Source organism: Nocardia sp. NPDC004415, from assembly GCF_053602435.1.
Map to the genome: position 1 here is coordinate 19,294 of NZ_JBSGDP010000045.1, position 22,008 is coordinate 41,301.

The following is a 22,008-nucleotide window of genomic DNA, read 5'->3' on the forward strand; positions in this document are numbered from 1 at the left end:
GATGACCGGTGACGGCACGCTCGTGGTCGCCATGGACGGCCCCTCGGGCACCGGCAAGTCGAGCGTTTCGCGCCGGCTGGCCGCGCGCCTGAACGCCCGCTACCTCGACACCGGCGCCATGTACCGGGTCGCCACCCTCTGCGTGCTGCGCGCGGGTGTCGACCTGACCGACCCGGTGGCGATCGCCGACACGGTGGCCGCGCTGCCGTTGTCGATCGGCACCGATCCCAGCCACGAGGTCATCGAGCTCGACGGCGAGGACGTCTCGGCCGAGATCCGCGGCGACGCGGTGACCAAGGCCGTCTCGGCGGTCTCGGCGGTGGCGCAGGTGCGTGAGCAACTCGTCGCCCTGCAGCGCGAGATCGCCGCGGTGGCCGGACGGGTCGTGGTCGAGGGCCGCGACATCGGCACCGTGGTGCTCACCGGCGCCGACGCCAAGATCTATCTCACCGCCTCCGCGGAGGCGCGCGCCCAGCGGCGCAATGCCCAGAACATCCGCGAGGGCCGCGGCGACGACTACGCGGCCGTGCTGGCCGACGTGCAGCGCCGCGACACCCTCGACTCCACCCGCACGGTGTCGCCGCTGCGCCCCGCCGCCGACGCGGTGCTCGTCGACACCAGCGACCTGACGATGGATCAGACCATCGACGAGCTCTACCGCGTGGTGGCCCAGCAGCTTTCGGCCACGACAGGAAGGTCGCGATGATCGACGAAGAGGTACTGGCCGGAGACGGCGTCTGGAGCGACGAAACCGACTGGGAGATCGCCGATCTCGAAGGCGAGCACGAGGACGGCGAACAGCTCGCCATGCCGACCGTCGCCGTCGTCGGCCGCCCGAACGTGGGCAAGTCGACCCTGGTGAACCGCATCCTCGGCCGCCGTGAGGCCGTCGTGGAGGACATCCCCGGCGTCACCCGCGACCGCATCTCCTACGAGGCCAGCTGGGCCGGGCGCCGTTTCCTGGTGCAGGACACCGGCGGCTGGGAGCCCGACGCCAAGGGCCTGCAGCAGCATGTGGCCCGCCAGGCCGAGGTCGCCATGGAGACCGCCGACGCGATCCTGCTGGTGGTCGACGCGACCGTCGGCGCCACCGCGACCGACGAGGCCGCGGTGCGCAAGCTGCGCCGCTCCAAGATCCCGGTGATCCTGGTGGCCAACAAGGTCGACGACCAGAAGGTCGAACTCGAGGCGGCCAGCCTGTGGTCGCTGGGTCTGGGTGAGCCGCGCATGGTCTCGGCCTCGCACGGCCGCGGCACCGGCGACCTGCTCGACGATGTGCTCAACGCGCTGCCGGAGACCCCGCGCGAGGGGACCGGCGTGGCCGGCCCGCGGCGGGTGGCGCTGGTCGGCAAGCCCAATGTCGGCAAGTCCAGCCTGCTCAACAAGCTCTCGGGCGACGAGCGTTCGGTGGTCCACGATGTCGCGGGGACCACGGTCGACCCGGTCGACTCGCTGGTCGAGCTCGGCGGCAAGGTGTGGAAGTTCGTCGACACCGCCGGTCTGCGCCGCAAGGTGTCCAACGCCTCGGGGACCGAGTTCTACGCCTCGCTGCGCACCAAGTCGGCGCTGGAGGCCTCCGAGGTCGCGATCATGCTGATCGACGCGTCGGTGCCGATCACCGAGCAGGACCTGCGGGTGATCAGCCTGGTCGCCGAGTCCGGCCGGGCGCTGGTGCTGGCGTTCAACAAGTGGGATCTGGTCGACGAGGACCGCCGCTACATCCTGGAACGCGAGATCGATCGCGATCTGGTGCGGGTGCCGTGGGCCCAGCGGGTCAACATCTCCGCCCACACCGGCCGCGCGGTGCAGAAGCTGGTGCCGCAGATGGAGACCGCGCTCGAGTCCTGGGACAAGCGCGTCTCCACCGGCCGTCTGAACACCTGGCTCAAGGAAGTCATCGCGGCCACCCCGCCGCCGATGCGCGGTGGCCGCCAGCCCCGCGTCCTGTTCGCCACCCAGGCAGGCACCCGTCCGCCGACGTTCGTGCTGTTCACCACTGGTTTCCTCGAGGCGGGCTACCGCCGCTTCCTGGAGCGCCGCCTGCGCGAGGAGTTCGGTTTCGACGGTTCGCCGGTGCGCATCTCGGTGCGCGTGCGCGAGAAGAAGGAACGCAAGAAGTAGCGCGGGAAGCACTTCCGCCGAGAGCCCGGGCCGTCACGCCCGGGCTCTCGGCGTTCTCGGCGGCTACCCGCCGCTCGCGCGCAGGGCACCGACCATGCTCTTCAGTGCCCGCAACGCGTCCGCCTGCTCGGCCTCGCTCATCGCGGCCAGCATGCGCCGCTCGACGGACCGCACCGCCGCCGACGCCTGCTCGAGACTCCGCCGCCCGCTCGGTGTGAGCCGGGTCGGCAGTGCCTTGCCCACCGGCGCCTCGGCGGGCTGGGTCACGAAGCCGTCGCGTTCCAGGGCCTGGAGCAGCACGTTCATGGTCTGCCGCGTCACGAACGCGCCGCGTGCCAGCCCGTCACCGGCCCCGACTTCATCTCGCTCCAAGCGCGCGACCTCGCCGCCTCGCAGGCGTTCTACGAGCACTACCTCGGTCTCGTCCGCGCGCGGACCGGTCCGCCACACGCCGTCGTCTTCGAGACGAAGCCCATCGCCTTCGCGCTGCGCGACCTCGTGCCCGGCGCCGATCTCGATTCCGCCGCCCAGCCCGGCATCGGTGCCGCGATCTGGCTGCACGCCACCGATGTCCAGGTCATCCACGACGCTCTCGCCGCCGACGGGCACGCCATCGTCACCGAGCCCATCGACGGCCCCTTCGGCCGCACATTCACCTTCGCCGATCCCGACGGCTACCGGATCACCCTGCACGACCGTGCCTGAGCGGCCGTGGCTCAGCCGATCATCACGCGGTCGAGCAGGTGGTCGACCAGCTCGGTCGCGCGCTCGGTCATGCCCTGGTCGGTGAGCATGCCCTGGGCCAGTCCGGCGACGGCCAGCAGGATCACCTCGGCGTCGGCGCGCAGGGTCGCCTCGTCGGCGTCGGGGCCGCGCAGGGTGCGCAGCTGGGCCGCGACCGCGTCGATGATGTAGGTCGGCGTCGCGGCGGTGTCCGCCGATTCGAGGTGTGGGCCGGTGAGGGTCGCCGCGTGGAAGATGCCCAGGATCATCGTGTTCTCGCGGCGGGGTGCGTCGAGCGGCAGCAATCCGAGCAGCACCGTGCGGACGATGTCGCGCGGGCCCGCGCCGGGCCCGAGCTCGCCGAGCGCCTGATGCAACCGGGCGCCGGCATCGGTGACGACCGCGCGATGGGTGGCCAGCAGGAACTCGCGCTTGGTGCCGAAGTAGTACTGCACCGACCGCACCGAGACCCCGGCCTCGGCGGCGACGGACTGGAAGGTCGCCGCGTCGAGGCCGCCCCGGGCGATGACCCGCCGGGCCGCGCCGGTGATGGCGGCGCGCCGTTCTTCGTGATCGGCCAAGCGTGGCACCGCTGTCTCCTTGCTGTCCCGTCCGTCGAGGCCTTCATGGTACGCCCATATCACTGATGTGGTACGGTCATATCACCAACGAGATTCAGGGGTGGTCATGGCCAAGCTCGGACGATTCAAGAACGACAAGGCGCGCGAGGAGTACTTCCGCACCTACCGCGCACTCGAAAAGGAGATGCCGGTCCCGTCGACCGCGGTCGACATCCCCACGTCCTTCGGCAGCACCCGGGTGCGCACCGCGGGGGCGGGCACCGGGATTCCGATCGTGCTGCTGCACTCGCTGGGCGGCAACAGTCTGGCCTGGAACCATGTCATCGAGGACATCGCGCGCGAGCACGTCGTCCACATGCCCGAGATGATCGGCACGCCCGGCCTCAGCGTGCAGACCGCCCCGATCGACGAGTCCGGGTTCGGTACGTGGCTGGGCGAGGTGCTCGACGGGCTCGGTGCCGAGCGGGTGCACCTGGTCGGCTATTCGCAGGGCGCCTGGCAGGCGATGGTCACTGCCACCACCCAGCAGCGCAGGCTGGCCAGCCTGACCGCCATCGAGCCGAGCGGCACCCTGACCAAGATCAAGTGGAGCCTGCTGTGGACGATGATCCGGGTCGGCGCGCGCCCGACCGACAAAAACCTGCGCGCGATGAACGCCCGGCTCAACCCCGGAGTCACCCTCAGCGACGCGGAATTCGACGGCGTCAAATCGGCCCTGGGTTTCCACCCCGCCATCGGCTATCCGAAGCTGTTCACCGACGAGCGCCTGGCCACCATCACGACCCCCACCCTGGTGATGCTCGGCGCCGAATCGCTGGTGGTCGACCCGGTCCTGGCCGAACAGCGCCTGCGCGAGAACCTGCCCCACTGTGAGGTGGTGGTCTTCCCGGGCGAGGGCCACGGCCTGTTCCACGCGATCCCGGAGGCCATCGTCCCCCGCATCCTCGACTTCGCCGCCCGCTACGAACCGACCGACGCCCGTCGCGGCGAGTGAGGCCGGTCCTGTCGCCGAGGTGACGGCGTTCAGTCCTCGGTGCCCTCGACGCGCCAGCGGGTCGTCACCGCGCGCACGCACGCGGAGTCGGTGAGGGCGTCGACGGTGTCGGACAGGGCGGACTCGGGGGCGCGGTGGGTCAGGACGATGAGGTGGGCGTCGGTGTCGTGGAGTTGCTGACGGAGGCGGGCGATGCCGACGCCGTGGGCGGCGAAGACCGCGGCGACCTGGGCCAGGGCGCCGGCATGGTCGGTGACGTGCAGGTTCAGGTAGTAGCGGGTGGGGCAGTCGCCGAGCGGGGCGAGGGGGAGTTCGGCGTAGGTCGAGGCGCGCGGGGCGCGGGCACCGTCGACGCGGTTGCGCGCGGCGGTGACCAGGTCGCCCAGCAGCGCCGAGGCCGTCGCTGTGACGTCGGTACCGCCGGAGAACATCAGCGGACCGGCGCCCTCGGCGGTCACCGACACCGCGCCGACCGCCGGGTCCAGCGGGGCGAGCGGATGCTCGGCGGGCAGCAGGGCGGGACCGACGCGCACCGAGATCCTTTCCTTGCCACCGTGTTCGGGTCCCGGCGCCTCGCTGACCAGCGCGCAGACCGTGAGCAGGCGCAGGGTCAGCCCCAGCGATCCGGCCGCCGCGAGATCGTGCGCCGAGGGCGCGCCGAACGGCTCGCGGTGCACGTCACCGGGCTCCACCCGGGTGTGGAAGGCCAAGGTGGCCAGGATGGCGGCCTGGGCCACGGTGCGGTCGGCGTCGTGTCCGGGGAACACCGCGAGCAGTTCGCGCACCCGGTCACCGGAGAGCGACTGGGTCAGCGGGCGGACCACCGGCACACCACCGGCGACCGCCGCCTCGAAATGCAGGTCACCGCCGTGGGTTTCGACGGCCGTCGCCAGCAGGTGCCCGTGGGTGGCGACCAGTGCCGCGTCGGCCGTGATCACCGTGCGGCCCGCGCGCAGTGCGTCGAGCACCGGGGCGAGCGCGTCGGCGGAGTCGCTCGTGTCGATCACCAGATCGGGATCCGCCGCGTCGAGGACCAGCGCCGTTCCGACGCGGGCCCGCAGGTCGGTGCCGGTGTCGCGGATGATCCGGAGGACTTCGGCGGCCAGTGGGCCCGCGCCGAGGACAGTGACATCGAGTTGTGTAGCCATGGATTTCGCCTAACCGCCGAGAGTTGCCGAGCCGGGGGACCGCCCGCCGGCACGCGCTACCCCCGGCTGCCAGTATCACGGCCGAATCGATTCGGCGGCAGTCGTTTTCGTCCACCAATCTCCCCGATGTGCCCGGTTTGCCTGGATACTCGGAAGGGTCACCCGCGGATCGCACGCGGGCGAGCAGGGGAAGGACGACGCCAATGGCCTTGGTGGTACAGAAATTCGGTGGCTCGTCGGTCGCCACGGCGGAGCGGATCCGCCGGGTCGCCGAGCGGATCGTGGAGACCAAGAAGCAGGGCAACGACGTGGTCGTGGTGTGCTCGGCGATGGGCGACACCACCGACGAGCTGCTGGATCTGGCGGGGCAGGTGGCCCCGGCCCCGCCGCCGCGGGAGATGGACATGCTGCTCACCTCCGGCGAGCGCATCTCGAATGCCCTGGTGGCCATGGCCATTCACGCACTCGGCGCCGACGCGCGGTCGCTGACCGGCTCGCAGGCCGGCGTCATCACCACCGGCGCGCACGGTAACGCCAAGATCATCGAGGTCGACCCGGGCCGGGTGCGGCGCGCTCTCGACGACGGCGAGATCGTGCTGGTGGCCGGGTTCCAGGGCGTCAGCCAGGACAGCCGCGACGTGACGACGCTGGGTCGCGGCGGTTCCGACACCACCGCCGTCGCCCTGGCCGCGGCGCTGCACGCCGATGTCTGCGAGATCTACACCGATGTCGACGGCGTGTTCACCGCCGACCCGCGCATCGTCGCCGACGCCCAGAAACTCGACCAGATCTCCTACGAGGAGATGCTGGAGATGGCGGCCTGCGGGTCCAAGGTGCTGATGCTGCGCTGCGTGGAATACGCGCGCCGCTACCACGTTCCGGTGCACGTGCGCTCGTCCTACACCGACGGCATCGGCACCACGGTGTTCGGCTCGATGGCCGACATCCCGGCCGAGCAGGCGGTGCTCACCGGCATCGCGCACGACCGCGCCGAAGCCAAGATCACCGTGGTCGGCCTGCCCGACGAACCGGGCTACGCGGCCAGGGTGTTCCGCGCGGTCGCCGACGCCGAGATCGGCATCGACATGGTGGTGCAGAACACCGGCACCGGCCGCACCGACATCACCTTCACCCTGCCCGCCGCCGACGGCGACCGCGCCGTCGCGCTGCTGCGCTCGCGCCGCGCCGAGATCGGCTTCGCCGATGTGCGCTACGACGACCGGGTGGGCAAGGTGTCGCTGATCGGCGCGGGCATGAAGAACCATCCCGGCGTGACGGCGACCTTCTGCGAGGCGCTGGCCGCGGCGGGCATCAACCTCGATCTCATCGCGACCTCGCAGATCCGCATCTCGGTGCTGGTCCGCGACACCGACCTCGACGACGCGGTCCAGGTGCTGCACCGCGCCTTCGACCTGGGCGGACCCGAGGTGGCGGTCGTGCACGGCGGCACCGGACGCTGAACCGGGCATAATCGATCGGTCGGCGCCACCTCGACGGTCGGAGGACACGTGAGCACTCGGCTGACCTCGTACACCCGGGCGGGACTCGAGTTCGACGTGGTCGACTCGGGCCCGCTCGACGGTCCCGTCGTCGTTGCCCTGCACGGTTTTCCGCAGACCGCCACCTCCCTCACGGAGCTGAGCGGCCTGCTCGCCGACCGCGGCTACCGCACCCTCGCGCCGAACCAGCGCGGCTACTCACCCGGCGCCCGCCCGCGCGGACGGCGGGCCTATCGCGTGCCCGAACTGGTCGACGACGTGGCCGCGCTGATCGAGGCGATCGATCGCGGCCCGGTGCACCTGGTCGGCCACGACTGGGGTGCGATGGTCGCGTGGGCGGTGGCAGCGGCCCGGCCCGAGCTGGTCAGCTCGCTGGTCACGATCTCGGTGCCGCATCCCGGCGCGTTCCTGCGGTCGCTGGTGAGCAGCGACCAGCTGCTCCGCTCGTACTACATCGGCCTGTTCCAGCTGCCCGTGCTGCCCGAGTACCTGCTGCGCACCCGGCCCACGCTGCTGGACCGGGTGCTGTCCTCGACCGGGATGCCGCCCGAGGCGAAGGCGCGGGTGCGCACCGAGATCGTCGACGGCGGCGCGCTCACCGGCGGCCTGAACTGGTATCGCGGGCTGCCGTTCGGGGGCCTGGGTGGCCGGGCCGGCCGGGTGCGGGCGCCGGTGACCCACGTGTGGAGCTCCGGTGACACCGCGCTCACCCGCCGCGGCGCCGAACTGGCCGCGGACTACGTGCGCGGTGACTACCGGCTGGTGGTGCTCGACGGCGCCTCGCACTGGCTGCCCGACGAACACCCGGCCGAGCTGGCCGGGATCATCGCCGAACGGATCGAATCCACCCGCCGGTGACCGTCGCGGTGCCGGTCAGGGATGGACCAGCGGACGCCACGCCGCGGTGGCCGGGATGAGCGGCGCGTGGCCGGGGGCGGCCCGCGCCGCCAGCCGTTCGACGATGCGCGCGCGTACCCCGCACCACTCGTCGTGCAGGATCGAATAGAACGCGGTATCGCGCACCGCGCCGTCGAGCCCGCGCGAATGTGCCCGGCGCACACCGTCACACACGGCACCGAGACGTTCGATCGCCGCGCGGGACCGCTGATTGCGGGCGTCGGCGCGCAGGCTCACCCGGCGCACACCCCAGCCGTCGAAGGCGTGGGTGAGCAGCAGCAGCTTGGATTCGAGATTCACCTGGCCGCCGCGCACCGCGGGCACCAGCCAGGTGTTGCCGATCTCGACGGCGTCGGGGATCGCGCCGCCGGGCAGCGCGGTCACCGGCTCGGCCGACAACGGCCAGGTCAGCGGGCCCTGCCAGTAGTCGAGGCGGGTGAAGCGGGTCGCGCCGACCACGCAGTCGTCGGCGGTGGTGCGGATCGCGAAAGCCAGCGCGGTGCCTGCCAGTTGCGCGGCTTCGGCCTGGAAGACATAGGTGCGCGCCTCCTGTTCACCGTGCGGGACGATGGTGAACCCGGCTTGTCCGTCGAGCGCGGCCGCCGCGGCGACCAAGCCGGGAACATGGTGGGGTGCAAGCGGTTCCAGCCGTACGATGCGGCCATCGAGGATAACGGGTGCGGGCATGGTGTCCGGCGTCCTTCGTCTGATGAGGGTCGCCGAATCACGAGGCGTGGATCTCACGCGGCACGTGATTGCGGCGAAGCGACACGAACGATCCAGCGGCATCGAAAAAAGCAAGATGGACGATAGCCCACCGTGCCGCGTTCGCCCACACGAACGCACAAGATGTCGTGACCGGAAAATTTCCCGGTTTCCCCGACCCGGACGAAACGCCTACCGTTTGTCGGCGATCGCCGCGACGATGAGTTCCTCCCACACCGACAGGTCCCGGTCGGCCGAGCCGATCTGCGGGGCGGCGCCGTCGGCCGGGCCGTGCTGGCGCCAGCGCGCCGCGGCCACCACACCGGGCTCCTGCAGGACGAGCTCGCCGAACAGGGCCTCGATCTCGGCATCGGTGCGCCAGCGGCCGCGCCCGAAGGTCGACTGCAGCTTGCTCTCGGCCTCGATGGTCTCGGCGTTGTCACCGGAGCGGAAGTGCGAGATGAACACGCTGCTGCCCGTCGGGATCTGCTCGGCCCAGTACCGCACGACGGCGTGCGGGTCCTCGTCGTCGTTGAGGTGGTGCAGGATCGCGCTGAAGATCACGCCGATCGGCTTGTCGAAGTCGATCAGCCGCGCGACCTCGGGATGCTCGCGGATCTCGGTGGAATCGCGGACGTCGGCGTGGATGACGGTGGTGTTGGCGTCGGTGGCCAGCAGCGCGCGACCGTGCGCGAGCACGATCGGGTCGTTGTCGATGTAGACCACTTTCGCGTCCGGGTTCACCCGCTGCGCGACCTGGTGCACATTGTCGGCGGTGGGCAGGCCGGAGCCGAAGTCGAGGAACTGGGTGAGCCCGGCGGCTGCCATCTCGCGCACTGCGCGGGTCAGCGCCTGGCGGTTGGTGAAGGCGATCGCGACCGAACCGGGCAGGTTCAGCTTGAAGTGATCGCCGACCGCGCGGTCGACCTCGTAGTTGTCCTTGCCGCCGAGGAGATAGTCGTAGACCCGGGCGATGCTCGGCGTCGACTGGTCGATCACATTCGCGCTGTCGCTCATCGTCGAGGACCTCTCCTGTTGTGCTGGTACATGATGTCGCCCATCGTAGGAGAACTTCGGCGTGTCGGCAGGGTTTCGGTGCGCGGCCGGAGGCGAAATCGGTTCGGGGCGTATCGGTTCCGGTGCGGTCGGGTGGTGGGGACGGCCGCTGTTCCGGTCGGTTCGATGGTGTGGGTCACGGCGGTGGCAACCTCGTGGCAGGTGGTGTTCGCGCACGTCGAAGCCGTAACGGTTCGATAAATCACACGGCTGACAGTAGTTTGAGCAAACGTCCAGTTGTTCTGCTGTTTCGCCAGTTCCGTGACCGGTTCACTGGCCGTGCCGGGTTCGTTACCCGTTCGTGTCGCACATCAGTTCTATGTGATGCAGATCACACTGGGGTGTCTTTCGTCCGGTTCGGGTGGCACGCTCGTAATTGCTGAACGTTAACCGTTTGTGATCATCGCCACGGTCGGTGTGGACCTTGCGTCACGAACGCACCACCAGGGGATCCGGCAGTGATCACCCGCCGGCCGTGTCGAAACGGCCTTCCGGAAGGGGCCACATGGTTATGAGCAGCATGTACTTCGAGTCCGACAGCAACCTGCCGGTTACCGGCCGTGATCGTCGCGTCACCGCCGCCGACTCGCCCCTCGCCCCGCTCGCGATGCCGGGATTGATCCTCGGCATGACCCTGCTCGGCCTCGGCATCATCGCCGCGGTGCGCCTGGGCGACTGGACGGGCGACTACGGCGTGCCGCTGGTCGTGCTGGCCTATGTCTTCTATATGGCCGCCGCCGCGCGCCTGGTGCAGTGGAGTGCGTTCACCGTCTGGGCGCTGCGTCACCGGTGAGGCCAGGCCGCCTCAGCCGTCGTGCAGGATGCGCGCGGCGGCCGCGAGCCCGTCGGCCGAGCCCACCACGATCAGCACATCGCCCGCGGTGATCAGGAATTCCGGTCCCGGCGAGGCGAGTACCGCGCCGGTGCGCATCGCGGCGACGATCGAGGCCTTGGTGCGGGTGCGCAGCCGGGTCTCGCCGAGCGTGCGCCCGTCGTAGGGCGACCCGGCGCCCACCGGGAACTGCCGGGTGTGCACGCCGTCGAACTCGCGATGCTCGGCCTCGAGCCGGGCCACCACCTGTGGGGCGCCCAGCAGGCTCGCCAGGGCCGACGCCTCGTCGGCGGTGAGCGCTACCTGATCGGTGACCTCCGGATTGCCCGGCCTGCCGACGAGCAGCTCGACGGTGCCGTCGCGCCGCTCGACCACGCCGATCCGGCGCCCGCCCTTGCGCGCCGTGAAATCCTTGCGTACCCCCACGCCGGGCAGTGGCGTCACGTCGATCTGCACACCGTCCACTGTAACCGGACAAAAGGGACGGACGCTGGTCACAGTTCGACGGCGGGCGCGCTCCGTTTGCCGGGAAGACGATGCCAGGAATGTGCTGCGGCGGAAAGCTGACCACGACGGGCGAAGAGCCGGGCGGAAAAGGAGACGACATGCGGGCGTTGACTGTGGTGCCGAATCAGGCCGGATCGCTGCGGGTGCAGGAGGTTCCCGATCCCGTACCCGGGCCGGGCGAGCTGCTCGTCGACGGAGTGTCACTGGGGATCTGCGGTACCGACCGCGAGATCGCGAGCGGCCTCTACGGCTGGGCCCCACCGGGCCGCGAGCGGCTGGTGCTCGGGCACGAATCGCTGGGCAGGGTGCGCAGCGCGCCGGACGGAAGTGGTTTCGCCCCGGGCGATCTCGTGGTCGGGATCGTGCGGCGCCCGGACCCGGTGCCGTGCGGCGCGTGCGCGCGCGGCGAGTTCGACATGTGCCGCAACGGCCGCTACGTCGAGCGCGGGATCAAGGAGATCGACGGCTACGGCTCGACCGCGTGGGTGGTCCGGGCCGACTACACGGTGAAACTCGATCCGGCGCTGACCGAGGTCGGCGTGCTGATGGAACCGACCACGGTGGTCGCCAAGGCGTGGGACCAGATCGAGCGGATCAACCAGCGCGCCTGGTTCGAACCGAAATCGGTGCTGGTCACCGGTGCCGGGCCGATCGGCCTGCTGGCCGCGCTGCTCGGCGCCCAGCGCGGGCTGGACGTGCACGTGCTCGACCGCACCGACGAGGGGCCCAAGCCCGGCCTGGTCGCCGATCTGGGCGCCACCTTCCACACCGGCTCGGCCGCGGCGGTGGCCGACGAGATCCAGCCGGACGTGGTCGTCGAGGCGACCGGGGCGCCCGCGGTGGCGTTGCAGGCCATGGCGGTGAACAACCCGGGTGTGCTGGTCTGCCTGACCGGCGTCTCCTCGCCGGGCAGCGACACCGAGGTCGACGTCGGCGGCCTGAACCGCAATATCGTGCTGGACAACGCGCTGGTCTTCGGCTCGGTCAACGCCAACCGGCACCACTACGAACTCGCCGCCGACGCCCTGGCGAAGGCCGACGCCTCCTGGCTGACCCGGCTGATCACCCGGCGACTGCCGCTCGAGCGCGCGCTCGAGGCCTTCGATCCGGGTGATCACGCCGACATCAAGGTCGTGGTCGACCTCTGAACTCAGTCCTGCGGCGGATCGACGAAGATGTCGTACTCGAGTTCACCCGCGCCGCCGTAGCCCGACAGGTCGGTGATGCCCTCGGCGCGCAGCACGTCGACATCGAGGTAGGTGTTGCCGGTGGTCGTCCGCGCGTCCTTGCCCAGGATGGCCACGGCGGCGTCGGCGACGATCTGCGGGGTGCGGGCCTTGGCGATGGCGTCGTCACCGCCGAGCAGGTTCTGCACCGCCGCGGTCGCGATCAGCGTCTCGGGCCACAGGCAGTTGGCGGCCACGCCGTGCTCGGCGTACTCGGCCGCCCAGCCCAGCGTCAGCAGGGACATGCCGTACTTGGCGAGCATGTAGGCCGGGGCCTGGCCGAGCCACTTCTGGCTGAGGTTCAGCGGCGGGGACAGGCTCAGGATGTGCGCGTTGTCGCTCTCGCGCAGGTGCGGCAGACAGGTCGAGGAGAGCAGATAGGTGCCGCGCAGCTGGATCTGCTGCATGAGGTCGAAGCGTTTGATCGGCAGCTCCTCGGTCGGGGCCAGCGCGATCGCCGAGGCGTTGTTGACGCAGTAGTCGATGCCGCCGAAACGCTCCACCGCCTTGGCCACGGCGTTGCGCACCGAGTCCTCGTCGCGCACGTCGCCCACCACCGCCAGCGCCTGGCCACCGGCCGCCTCGATCTCGGCGGCGGCGGTGTGGATGGTGCCGGGCAGGCGCGGATCGGGGACGTCGGTCTTGGCGAGCAGCACGATATTGGCGCCCTGGCGCGCGGCGGCGACGGCGATCGCCAGGCCGATACCGCGGCTGCCACCGGACATGATCATCGTGCGCCCGGCCAGCGGGAACGGGGCTGTCATGGGGACTCCTTGTCGTGGACGAGGCCGCGAGGCGGCTGCTACGCGGTGACGTTACAGATGCGAAACGGCTGTGGCAAGACTGAAATATGTACACTCGAGGCGTGAAAAGCGCTGTGACCGGCTCCGACGTCGCCATCCGTCCGGTGACTGCGCGCTCGGCCCTGGTCCGCATCCTCATCGCCGCCGAGTCCCCGACGCTGAGCTCCCGCGAGATCTGCGCCGTCACCACCGCCCTGGGCTACCCCGAGACCACCATCCGCGTGGCGGTCTCGCGGATGGTGGCCTCGGGCGAACTGCTGCGGGATCGCCGCGCCTACACCCTCGTGCCCGCGCTGCGTGCGCGGCGCAGCGAACTCGATCCGCCGCGCACCCGGCCGTGGACGGGGGAGTGGGACCAGGTCGTGGTCACCGCGAGCGGCCGCCCCGCCGCCGACCGGGCGGCGCTGCGGGCCGCGCTGCTGTCCGCGCGCCTGGCCGAACTGCGCGAGGGCGTCTGGATGCGCCCGGCCAATCTCGATCGCCCCTGGCCCGGCGCCTTCGACGACGCCCTGTTCCGGCTGCGGACCCACGCGGTCGATGACCCGGTGGAGCTCGCGCACCGCCTCTGGCCGCTGGGCGCCTGGGCCGAGCGCGCCACGGACATCCTGGCCGCCACCGAAACCTCTGATCCCACCGCGAGATTCGCCGCGGTCTGCGCGGGGCTCGACCATCTCACCACCGACCCGGTGCTGCCTGCCGAACTGCTGCCCGCCGGCTGGCCCGCCGACCGGCTCCGGGCGGCGACCACCGCCTACCTCGCGTGGTTCCGCACGCTCGCCCCGGCGGACGTCGACCGCTGAAAAGCCCAGGCTTCGGCACACATCCACGGTAACTCCTGTGCGCCTCCCTCGGTGCGCGACGATCAGCGCCTACGATGGGGGAGCCGTGCGACGTGGCGGCGCCGCATGGTGCGTGGGGAAGGACCCGCCCCGACAGTTGGGGCGGGTCGCACACACCGGCAGCAGTGGACGTCACGCGACGGTGCGCGATCGGTTTCCGGTTCCGGATGCCGCGCAACGGAATTCGTGCGCGGCATCGCCGGGGCCGCCGGTCACGGCGAGGTCGCCGGGGGCCCGCCGATTCCGAGCATCCGGAGAGCCAGCTCCGCGTAGTCGGTCGCGATCTGTTCCGGGGTGGCCGCCCCGCCGAGCCGAAACCATTGCGGCAGTGCGGTGCACATGGTGGCGATCGCCCGTCCGGCGGCGCGCGCCCGCGCGGTGTCCAGGCCCGCCTCGGTGAGGGCCGCGTCGATGTCGGCGTCGAGCCGGTGCTGGATGGCGTTGCGCGAGGCGGTGATCCGGCGCCGGTTGTCCGGGGTCAGGCTGCGCATCTCGCTGGCGCCGATGAAGGCCAGCTCGCGGCGATGGGTGTGGAACAGCGCGAGCGCCTCCACCACGCGCGTCACCCGGTCGCGCCCGGTCCCGGCCTCCCGGCGGGCCGCGTCCACCCGGCGGTGCAACTCGTCCATGGTCAGGTCGAGCGCGCGCACCAGCAGATCCTGTTTGTCGCGGTAGTGGTGATACACGCCGGGCACGCTCATGCCCGCGCGCCGCGCGATCGTGCGCATGGTGGCGCCGTGGTAGCCGGTCTCGACGAAGGCGGCGATGGCGGCGGCCAGCACCGGATCGATGTCCAGCGGCGGGAACGCCCGCCAGGAGTGCGGCGGGTGCTCGACAGCGGCCACGCGGGGCGGCGCCTGTTCCGGGAGTTCGCCGAGCAGGGTGGAGGCCGCGACGCCGAGTGTCTCGGCCAGCACGAGCAGGCGAGCGGCCGAGACGCCGGTCTTGCCGTTCTCCACGGCGCTCAGCGTCGCCGGGCTCACGCCGACGCGCTGGGCGGCCTCGCGCAGCGACAGGCCGGCGGCGGCGCGGGCCCGGCGGACCCGCGCACCCAGCGCCTGCTGTTCCGAAGTCTTCACTTGTTCAGAATAGCTGAACAAGTGCGCGCCGATCGAAACCGGCATTGACACAGATAGTGACCACATGTCAGGGTCGATATCGTTAGTTGCCGAGCGTTCGTTCGGCACCCGAGGTCGAGGAGTTGGTCCGTGGCGATCGATCTGTCCCATCCCGCCGAGGTGCGGCGCCTGGCCGAGGCCACCCGCGCCTTCGTCCGCGAGCAGGTGCTCCCGCTCGACGACGCGCACGACGGTGACATCACCGCCGCCGGTGGCGAGAAGCTCCGGATCGAACTGCAGCAGGCCGCCCGCGACGCCGGTGTCTTCGCCCCGCACGCGCCCGTGGAATACGGCGGTCAGGGGCTCGGCATGTCCGATCGCGCACCGATCTTCGAGGAGGCGGGCTACTCGCTGTTCGGCCCGACGGCACTGAATATCGCCGCCCCCGACGAGGGCAATGTCCACATGCTCGCCCACATCGCCGACCCGGAGCAGAAGCAGCAGTACCTCGCGCCGCTGGCCCGCGGCGAGGTGCGCTCGGCCTTCGCCATGACCGAGCCCGCGCCCGGCGCCGGGTCCGACCCGTCCGCCCTGCGCACCCGCGCCGTCCGCGCCGACGGTGGCTGGCGGATCACCGGCCACAAGATGTTCATCACCGGTGCCGACGGCGCCGGCTTCTTCATCATCATGGCCCGCACCTCCGGCGAACCCGGGCAGCGCGGCGGCGCCACCATGTTCCTCACCCCCGCCGCCGCCCCCGGCCTGCGCGTCGGCAGGCACATCGACACCCTGGACCGTTCCATGCTCGGCGGCCACTGCGAGGTGTTCTTCGATGACCTGTTCGTTCCCGATTCGGCGGTGCTGGGCGAGGTCGACCGCGGTTTCGACTACGCCCAGGTGCGCCTCGGCCCCGCCAGGATGACCCATGTCATGCGCTGGCTCGGCGCCGCTCGCCGCGGCCACGATGTCGCGGTGGCCCGGGTGGCCGAGCGTGAGGGGTTCGGTTCGCGGCTGGGCGATCTCGGGATGATCCAGCAGATGATCGCCGACAACGAGATCGAGATCGCCGCCACCCGCGCCCTGCTCACCCGCGCCTGCTGGGAACTCGACAACGGCGAGACCGCCGCCAACTCGACCTCCATCGCGAAAACCTTTGCCGCCGAGGCGATCTTCCGGATCATCGACCGCAGCATGCAGATGTGCGGCGGTCTCGGTGTCGCCGCCGATCTGCCGCTGGCCCGGCTCTCGCGCGAGGTGCGCCCCTTCCGGATCTACGACGGGCCCTCCGAGGTGCACCGCTGGGCCATCGCCAAGCGCGTGGTCGGCGCGGCCAAGCGAGCGCAGCGGGACAGCGAATGAGCCTGCCCGGCATGGAGATCGCCGCCCTCGAGCGGTTCCTGCGCGACCAGGGTGTGCCGGTGCGCGGTGCGCTGCGGGTGGAGCTGATCAGCGGCGGCCGCTCGAACCTCACCTTCGCCGCCGCCGACGACGTGTCGCGCTGGGTGGTCCGGCGGCCCCCGGTCGCGGGTCTCACCCCGTCCGCGCACGACATGGCCCGCGAGTACACCGTCACCAGCGCCCTGCGTGATTCGGCCGTGCCGGTGGCGCGCACCGTCGCCTTCGACGCCGACGGGAGCGCCCTGGGCGCCCCGATGACGGTGGTCGAATTCGTCGACGGCACCGTCGTGCGCGATCAGGACGACCTCGCCGCCTTCACCGACGACCAGGTCACCACGGCCACCACCGCGCTGGTCCGGGTCCTGGCCGACCTGCACGCGGTCGACCCCGCCGCCGTCGGCTTGGCGGAGTTCGGGCGTCCGGCGGGTTTCGTCGAACGCCAGGTGAGGTTGTGGGCGTCGCAGTGGGACCGGGTCAAGACCAGGGACCTGCCCGATGTCGCCACCCTGCACTCGGCGCTGGTCGACGCCGTCCCCGGCCGGTCGAGCGCCTCGATCGTGCACGGCGACTTCCGGATCGACAACACGATTCTCGACACCGCCGACCCGGGACATGTTCGCGCCGTGGTGGATTGGGAACTGTCCACCCTCGGTGACCCGCTCACCGATGTCGCCCTGATGTGCGTCTACCGATCCCCGATCTTCGATCTGGTCCTCGGTTCGCGCGCGGCCTGGACCAGCGACCGCCTACCCACTCCCGACGCGCTGGCCCAGACCTACGCCACCGCCGCGGGCCGCGATCTCGACGACTGGGGCTTCTACCTGGCCCTGGCCAACTTCAAACTCGGCATCATCGGCGAGGGCATCACCCACCGGGCCCGCCAGGGCTCCGACGCCGGCGCGGCCGCCGACCGCGCCGCCGAGGCCACCCCCGAATTCATGGCCGCCGGCCTGCGCGCACTGCGAGGACAACGATGACCACCACCCGTTCCGCCCTGATCAGCGGCGCCTCCCGCGGCATCGGCCTCGGCATCGCGCACCGCCTCGCCCAGCAGGGCTACGCCCTCACCATCACCGCCCGCGACGCGGCCCGCCTCGACGCCGTCGCCACCGACCTCCGCGCGGCAGGTGCTCCCGAAGTGGTGCCGGTCGCCGCCGACATGGCCGACGAGGACGCCATCGACCGGGTCGTGGCCATCCACGGCGACCACCACGACACCCTGTCGGCGCTGATCCTCAACGCCGGTGTCGGCACCGCGGGCCCGCTGGCCGACGCCTCCCTGCGCCGCTTCGACAAGACGATCGCCGTCAATGTGCGCGCCCCGCTCCAGCTGATCCAGACCGCGCTGCCGCTGCTGCGGGCCGGTGCCGCGGCCGAACCGGCACGCGGGGCCAAGGTCATCGCGCTGTCCTCGATCACCGGTGTCTACGCCGAAGCCGGGCTGGCTGTCTACGGCGCGGCCAAGGCGGCCCTCATCTCCCTGCTGGCCACCTTCAACGCCGAGGAATCCGGCAACGGCATCACTGCCACCGCGCTGGCACCCGGCTATGTCGACACCGAGATGAGCGCCTGGATCCACGACCGCATCCCGCCGGAACGCATGCTCGCCGTCGACGACATCGTCGAACTGGCCGACGCGCTGCTGCGCCTGTCCTCGCGCGCGGTCGTCCCCGAGATCGTGCTCTCACGCGCCGGGGCCGACGCCTATCACGCCTGACGCGGCCCGGTGCGGCTCAGCTCGCGCGGCGCTGCGGCTCGCCGCGGTAGCGGGTGTAGCCGCCGTCGATCTTCAGCAGCTTCCACAGCGGCCTGGTCACCGGGTTCAGGAACCCGAGTTCGTCGGCGAGTGTGCGCATGTCACCGAAGAACCCGCTGAGGATCTGCCGGGAGGCCGGGCTGCGCCAGAACGCGTCCTTGAACACCGCGTCGGGGATGTCGAACTTGCGGGCGAAGGACTTCGACGGTTTCACCAGTTCGTCGGCCAGCCAGCGCATCGCGATCGGGAACGCCACCGCGCACGCCGCCGTGCTCACCGGGTTCATCCGCGCCACGTGCGCGCGCAGGAACTCGTTGGCGAAGGAGATGTGGCGCGCTTCCTCGGCGATGTGGATCTCCATGATCCGCCGCAGCGTCGGCTGGGTCGCGCTGCCCGAACGCAGCAATGCCTTCTGGTAGTGGTCGATCGGTTCCTCGCCGCCGAGGATGCCGATGAACAGGATGACCCAGAAGTAGCCGCCCGCCACCCCGATGAACGGCGAGGCCAGCCGGAACAGCGGCCGCATGCCGGGCACATCGTCACCGATGCGGTTCACCAGCTCCTGGAACATCTGGATGTGGTTGCACTCCTCGGTCATCTCGTGGAGGCAGTACCGGAATTCGGGGGAGCCGTTGGGCAGCGCCATGGCGTACTGCATCATCCCGCGGATCAGGATGGACTCGAACGCGAGACCGACCTTGGCGGCATTGGCCTGGCGCCAGCGCCCGATCTCGACGCGCTGCTCGAGCGGCAGGTTCTGATACCAGCTCGTCGCGCCGAGCGGGTCGAGTTCGGGTGAGAGGACCCAGCGCGGGTCGTCCCGGTCGATCGTCAGTTCCGGTGCGTCCCAGTCGATATCGAGATACGGATCGAACCGCCGGTGGACCGATCCCTCCGACAGGGTGAGCAGGGTGTCCGCGTACTCCGATGCCTGTGTCGTGGTCTTCGAGAACGTCATTGTTTCTCTCCAATGTCACCGGGATGGCCGAGGTACCGGCACATTCCCCATGTAACTGTAACGCACTGTCGCACTTATTTCCAGGGGGTTCAGTCTGCCCGGGGGATTCGTCCGTCGACATCGGTGAAGCCGTGCTCGACCGCGAGGTCGGCCACCTTCCACGCCTTGCCCGCCCGGCTCGCGCGATCCGGGTCCGCGGCCAGGGCCACCACGGCCCGGCCGGGGAAACGGGGGGTTTCGGCGGCGCCGAGATCGAAGGTGCCTTCGCCGGGCAGGGTGACCAGGCGCCGTCCCTGATCGTCGGCGGGCACGAGCTGGAGCAGTTCGGTGTCGACGATGCCCGGCCAGATCGAGACCGCCGTCGCGCCCGTGCCGTCGAGCTCGTGGGCCAGATCGGCGGTGAGCCGGTCCAGGGCGGTCTTGCCGACGCCGTAGACCGCGTTGTGCATATAGCGCTGCGCGCCCGGGGACGACACATTGACGATCAACCCCGCCGACTCGATCAGCGCGGGCGCCGCGAAAACGCTGGCCACATAGTGTGATCGCACGCCCACGTCGAAGGTCTCGTCCCACGCCTTCGGCGGCACGTCCCAGAACTTGCGCCCGAGCCAGCGGGCCGCGGCGGGGGAGTTGTAGACATTGTTGACCAGCACATCGAGCCTGCTCTGCTCGGCGCCGACCTGTGCGAACAGCTGCTCGACCGCCGCGTCGTCGCGATGATCGCAGACCACCGCCACCCCGCGCCCGCCGAGTTCGGTGATCTCGGCGGCGGTGTCGTGCACAGTGCCGGGCAGCCGGCCCGGCGCGGAGGTGCGCCCGGTGACGTAGACCGTCGCCCCGGCCGCGCCGAGTTCCAGGGCGATGCCCTTGCCGATGCCGCGGCTGGCTCCGGTCACCACCGCGACGCGCCCGGCCAGAATCTGGGGTGTTCCGCTCATGACCTCCGGACACTACCGTGAAATAAGAACACGTTCTAGAAATTGGAGATGGTAGTGGAGCAGACCCATCGATTCCTCGACACCGACGGCGCCCGGATGCACCTCACCGAGCAGGGCAGCGGCTTCCCCGTCGTGTTCTGTCACGGCTTCCCGCACACCGGCTTCATCTGGCATCGCCAGCTGAGCGCCGTGTCCGCGGCCGGATTCCACGCCATCGCCCCCGACCTGCGTGGCTACGGCCGCACCGAGGCCCCCGCCGACGTCGCCGCCTACACCAACGCGGCCGTGATCGGCGACCTGCTGACCCTGCTCGACGACATCGGCGCGGAGCGGGCCGTGTTCGTCGGCCTGGATTTCGGCGCCCAGCTGGTGTGGGAGCTCGCCCTGCGTGCCCCCGACCGCGTCGCCGCCGCGATCGTGCTCAACAATCCGTTCTCGCCCCGCCCGCCCCGCGCGCCGTCCGAATACTGGACCAAGGCCGCGCAACGGCACTTCCTGCACCTGGCCTATTTCCAGGAGCCGGGCGTCGCCGATGCCGAATTGGCCGCGCGAACACGGGAATTCCTCGCCCGCGTCTACTTCTCGCTCTCCGGCGACTACCACTACCTCGACACCTGGAAGAACCCGCCCGGCCTCGGCTACCTCGACGTGCTGCCCCAGGCCCCCGCACTGCCGTGGCCGTGGCTCAGCGACGCCGAATTCGACACCCTGGCCACCGAATTCGAGCGCACCGGTTTCACCGGCGGCCTGAACTGGTATCGCAATCTGGACCGGAACTGGGAACTCACCGAGCCCTTCGCCGGTGCCACCGTGCGGGTCCCCACCTATTTCCTCTACGGCGAGAACGATCCCGACATGGAGGGCTTCAGCGGCCGCGACCCCCTGGCCACCCTGCGCGCGTCGGTCACCGATCTGCGTGCGGTGGTGCGGGTCCCGGGTGCCGGGCACCTGGTCCAGCTCGAGCGGACCGACGCGGTGGACGACTTCCTGCTCACCGCGCTGCGCGAGGTCACGGTGTCTGCCCGGTCGTAGGGCTACCAGTGCATCGGGGTCGGCACGAACGGCGGCACCTGCTCGGGTGTCACCGCCGAGACGACCAGCACGCCCGCGCCGACGAAGTTCGCCACCGCGCGGTCGATGTGGTCGGCCGAGGTCACGATGACCGCGTCCCTGGCGCCGATCTCGCGCAGGATCATCGCGGTGAACTGCGCGTTCTGGATCGTCGAGTCGGCCTGCGGTTCGCGATGGATGCGCTCGGCGGCGATCCCGTGCTCGACCAGCCAGGCCGTCATCGCGTCGGCCTCGGTGATGCCGTTGTGCGGATTGCCGCCGGTCACCACGATCGGCGACAACGGGGCGAGCACCGCCTGGACGTAGCCGGCGGTGAGCCGGTCGATCAGTTCCGGGCGCATGCCGCCGTCGGGCAGCAGTCCGTAGCCGAGGATGACGATCGCCGTCTCGGGACCGCGCACCCCGAGCGGTGCGACGGCGGCGGCCGGCCCCGGGCCGATCAGCGCGAGTGGCGTGCCGAACACCGCCGAGGTGGCGATCACCGCCCCGGCGACGGCACAGGGCAGGCGCCGGGCGAACGAGCGAAAGTGGACAAATGGGGCGAACATGGAGACTCCCGAATATTCCGGTGATGTCGCCACAGAATCCGCTGTCGCGGCCGGGAATTCGTCGACCATTCGCTGTTCCTGGACAATTCACACGCGGATCACGAGGGTTTGGTGGTGCGCGGAAACGTCGCTGTTGCGCGACCCAGCGGCAGCCCTCCGCGATTGGGACGAACCCCGCCGGACCTCCGTCGATGCCGGTAGCGGCCGGTTCGTCTCTGTTTCTCCAAAGACCGGACCGGTCGTTATGTGACTGGCGACAATATCGCGGGGAATGGTTGCCCGGGGCGTCCGGAACACCGATGGTGGATACGTGGGATTTGTAGTCCCATGCATCGGAACGAGCCGTGTGG

23 protein-coding genes and 1 pseudogene are annotated in these 22,008 nt (G+C 70.7%); 13 read left to right on the forward strand and 11 right to left on the reverse strand.

The genetic code is table 11. The annotated features are described in order from the left end of the window. Position 1 precedes the first annotated feature (1 nt). Positions 2–706 carry a (d)CMP kinase gene (cmk, locus tag ACWEMY_RS20455; protein ID WP_375935097.1) on the forward strand — a complete coding sequence of 235 codons (705 nt, stop codon included), beginning with the start codon at positions 2–4 and terminating at the stop codon, positions 704–706. Next, positions 703–2,121 carry a ribosome biogenesis GTPase Der gene (gene der, locus ACWEMY_RS20460; RefSeq protein WP_375925761.1) on the forward strand — a complete coding sequence of 473 codons (1,419 nt, stop codon included), beginning with the start codon at positions 703–705 and terminating at the stop codon, positions 2,119–2,121. Before cmk ends, der begins: the two co-directional genes overlap by 4 nt. 63 nt (positions 2,122–2,184) lie before the next feature. Here the strand turns inward: der and ACWEMY_RS20465 are convergent. Beyond that, a pseudogene (locus tag ACWEMY_RS20465) lies at positions 2,185–2,460 on the reverse strand (MarR family winged helix-turn-helix transcriptional regulator); the annotation flags it as partial. Between ACWEMY_RS20465 and ACWEMY_RS20470 the strand changes: the two are divergent. Next, on the forward strand, positions 2,431–2,826 hold the full coding sequence (locus ACWEMY_RS20470; RefSeq protein WP_452391315.1) for a VOC family protein: 396 nt from the start codon (positions 2,431–2,433) through the stop codon (positions 2,824–2,826). The pseudogene ACWEMY_RS20465 and the gene ACWEMY_RS20470 sit on opposite strands and share 30 nt — an antisense overlap. A gap of 11 nt (positions 2,827–2,837) precedes the next feature. Here ACWEMY_RS20470 and ACWEMY_RS20475 read toward each other — a convergent pair whose 3' ends face one another. Then, the gene (locus ACWEMY_RS20475; RefSeq protein ID WP_452391285.1) at positions 2,838–3,434 is read right to left on the reverse strand and encodes a TetR/AcrR family transcriptional regulator; all 597 of its coding nucleotides are present in this window, start codon (positions 3,432–3,434) and stop codon (positions 2,838–2,840) included. A 97-nt stretch (positions 3,435–3,531) separates the two neighbouring features. Between ACWEMY_RS20475 and ACWEMY_RS20480 the strand changes: the two genes are divergently transcribed. Then, positions 3,532–4,419: an alpha/beta fold hydrolase gene (locus ACWEMY_RS20480; RefSeq protein WP_452391286.1), complete on the forward strand. Its 888-nt coding sequence runs from the start codon at positions 3,532–3,534 to the stop codon at positions 4,417–4,419. A 29-nt stretch (positions 4,420–4,448) separates the two neighbouring features. Here ACWEMY_RS20480 and ACWEMY_RS20485 read toward each other — a convergent pair whose 3' ends face one another. Next, positions 4,449–5,567 carry a homoserine dehydrogenase gene (locus ACWEMY_RS20485; RefSeq protein ID WP_452391287.1) on the reverse strand — a complete coding sequence of 373 codons (1,119 nt, stop codon included), beginning with the start codon at positions 5,565–5,567 and terminating at the stop codon, positions 4,449–4,451. Between the two features lie 203 nt (positions 5,568–5,770). Here ACWEMY_RS20485 and ACWEMY_RS20490 point away from each other — a divergent pair, with 203 nt between their 5' ends. Beyond that, the gene (locus ACWEMY_RS20490) at positions 5,771–7,027 is read left to right on the forward strand and encodes an aspartate kinase (protein ID WP_452391288.1); all 1,257 of its coding nucleotides are present in this window, start codon (positions 5,771–5,773) and stop codon (positions 7,025–7,027) included. 48 nt (positions 7,028–7,075) lie between these two features. Further along, positions 7,076–7,924 (forward strand): alpha/beta fold hydrolase, encoded by an 849-nt coding sequence (locus tag ACWEMY_RS20495; RefSeq protein ID WP_452391289.1) that lies wholly within the window; start codon positions 7,076–7,078, stop codon positions 7,922–7,924. Positions 7,925–7,939: 15 nt separating this feature from the next. Here ACWEMY_RS20495 and ACWEMY_RS20500 read toward each other — a convergent pair whose 3' ends face one another. Together ACWEMY_RS20500 and ACWEMY_RS20505 are read right to left on the reverse strand one after the other, a co-directional pair. After that, a complete protein-coding gene (locus ACWEMY_RS20500; protein ID WP_452391290.1) occupies positions 7,940–8,650 on the reverse strand; it encodes a GNAT family N-acetyltransferase in 711 nt (236 codons plus the stop codon). 210 nt (positions 8,651–8,860) lie between these two features. Continuing rightward, positions 8,861–9,685, reverse strand: coding sequence for an SAM-dependent methyltransferase (locus ACWEMY_RS20505; protein ID WP_452391291.1), 825 nt, complete (start codon positions 9,683–9,685; stop codon positions 8,861–8,863). 550 nt (positions 9,686–10,235) lie between these two features. Between ACWEMY_RS20505 and ACWEMY_RS20510 the strand changes: the two genes are divergently transcribed. Then, the gene (locus ACWEMY_RS20510; protein WP_375925790.1) at positions 10,236–10,517 is read left to right on the forward strand and encodes a hypothetical protein; all 282 of its coding nucleotides are present in this window, start codon (positions 10,236–10,238) and stop codon (positions 10,515–10,517) included. 12 nt (positions 10,518–10,529) lie between these two features. Here ACWEMY_RS20510 and ACWEMY_RS20515 read toward each other — a convergent pair whose 3' ends face one another. After that, positions 10,530–11,012 carry a cation:proton antiporter regulatory subunit gene (locus ACWEMY_RS20515; protein ID WP_375925793.1) on the reverse strand — a complete coding sequence of 161 codons (483 nt, stop codon included), beginning with the start codon at positions 11,010–11,012 and terminating at the stop codon, positions 10,530–10,532. 149 nt (positions 11,013–11,161) lie between these two features. On the opposite strand from ACWEMY_RS20515, the gene ACWEMY_RS20520 reads away from it, so the two are divergent. Next, entirely contained in the window at positions 11,162–12,211 is a 1,050-nt protein-coding gene (locus tag ACWEMY_RS20520) for a glucose 1-dehydrogenase (RefSeq protein ID WP_452391292.1), read from the forward strand. Between the two features lie 2 nt (positions 12,212–12,213). On the opposite strand, the gene ACWEMY_RS20525 is transcribed toward ACWEMY_RS20520, so the two are convergent. Further along, positions 12,214–13,053 carry an SDR family oxidoreductase gene (locus tag ACWEMY_RS20525; protein WP_452391293.1) on the reverse strand — a complete coding sequence of 280 codons (840 nt, stop codon included), beginning with the start codon at positions 13,051–13,053 and terminating at the stop codon, positions 12,214–12,216. A 101-nt stretch (positions 13,054–13,154) separates the two neighbouring features. On the opposite strand from ACWEMY_RS20525, the gene ACWEMY_RS20530 reads away from it, so the two are divergent. Continuing rightward, complete coding sequence (locus ACWEMY_RS20530) at positions 13,155–13,892, forward strand: PaaX domain-containing protein, C- domain protein (RefSeq protein WP_375925801.1); 738 nt, start codon at positions 13,155–13,157, stop codon at positions 13,890–13,892. 251 nt (positions 13,893–14,143) lie between these two features. Here ACWEMY_RS20530 and ACWEMY_RS20535 read toward each other — a convergent pair whose 3' ends face one another. Next, entirely contained in the window at positions 14,144–15,010 is an 867-nt protein-coding gene (locus tag ACWEMY_RS20535) for a TetR family transcriptional regulator (RefSeq protein ID WP_452391294.1), read from the reverse strand. A gap of 129 nt (positions 15,011–15,139) precedes the next feature. Here ACWEMY_RS20535 and ACWEMY_RS20540 point away from each other — a divergent pair, with 129 nt between their 5' ends. Genes ACWEMY_RS20540 through ACWEMY_RS20550 form a run of 3 tightly spaced genes read left to right on the forward strand, consistent with a single transcriptional unit; the run spans position 15,140 to position 18,104 of the window. Continuing rightward, a complete protein-coding gene (locus ACWEMY_RS20540) occupies positions 15,140–16,348 on the forward strand; it encodes an acyl-CoA dehydrogenase family protein (RefSeq protein ID WP_452391295.1) in 1,209 nt (402 codons plus the stop codon). Beyond that, a complete protein-coding gene (locus ACWEMY_RS20545) occupies positions 16,345–17,364 on the forward strand; it encodes a phosphotransferase family protein (RefSeq protein ID WP_452391296.1) in 1,020 nt (339 codons plus the stop codon). The genes ACWEMY_RS20540 and ACWEMY_RS20545 overlap by 4 nt, the downstream gene beginning before the upstream one ends. After that, entirely contained in the window at positions 17,361–18,104 is a 744-nt protein-coding gene (locus tag ACWEMY_RS20550; protein WP_452391297.1) for an SDR family NAD(P)-dependent oxidoreductase, read from the forward strand. Before ACWEMY_RS20545 ends, ACWEMY_RS20550 begins: the two co-directional genes overlap by 4 nt. A 16-nt stretch (positions 18,105–18,120) precedes the next feature. Here the strand turns inward: ACWEMY_RS20550 and ACWEMY_RS20555 are convergent, their stop codons facing one another. Continuing rightward, positions 18,121–19,101 carry an AurF N-oxygenase family protein gene (locus tag ACWEMY_RS20555; RefSeq protein ID WP_452391298.1) on the reverse strand — a complete coding sequence of 327 codons (981 nt, stop codon included), beginning with the start codon at positions 19,099–19,101 and terminating at the stop codon, positions 18,121–18,123. Positions 19,102–19,190: 89 nt separating this feature from the next. After that, the gene (locus ACWEMY_RS20560; RefSeq protein ID WP_452391299.1) at positions 19,191–20,039 is read right to left on the reverse strand and encodes an SDR family NAD(P)-dependent oxidoreductase; all 849 of its coding nucleotides are present in this window, start codon (positions 20,037–20,039) and stop codon (positions 19,191–19,193) included. A 48-nt stretch (positions 20,040–20,087) separates the two neighbouring features. Here ACWEMY_RS20560 and ACWEMY_RS20565 point away from each other — a divergent pair, with 48 nt between their 5' ends. Then, a complete protein-coding gene (locus ACWEMY_RS20565; protein WP_452391300.1) occupies positions 20,088–21,071 on the forward strand; it encodes an alpha/beta fold hydrolase in 984 nt (327 codons plus the stop codon). Positions 21,072–21,073: 2 nt separating this feature from the next. Here ACWEMY_RS20565 and ACWEMY_RS20570 read toward each other — a convergent pair whose 3' ends face one another. After that, entirely contained in the window at positions 21,074–21,658 is a 585-nt protein-coding gene (locus ACWEMY_RS20570; RefSeq protein ID WP_452391301.1) for a YdcF family protein, read from the reverse strand. Positions 21,659–22,008: the final 350 nt, after the last annotated feature.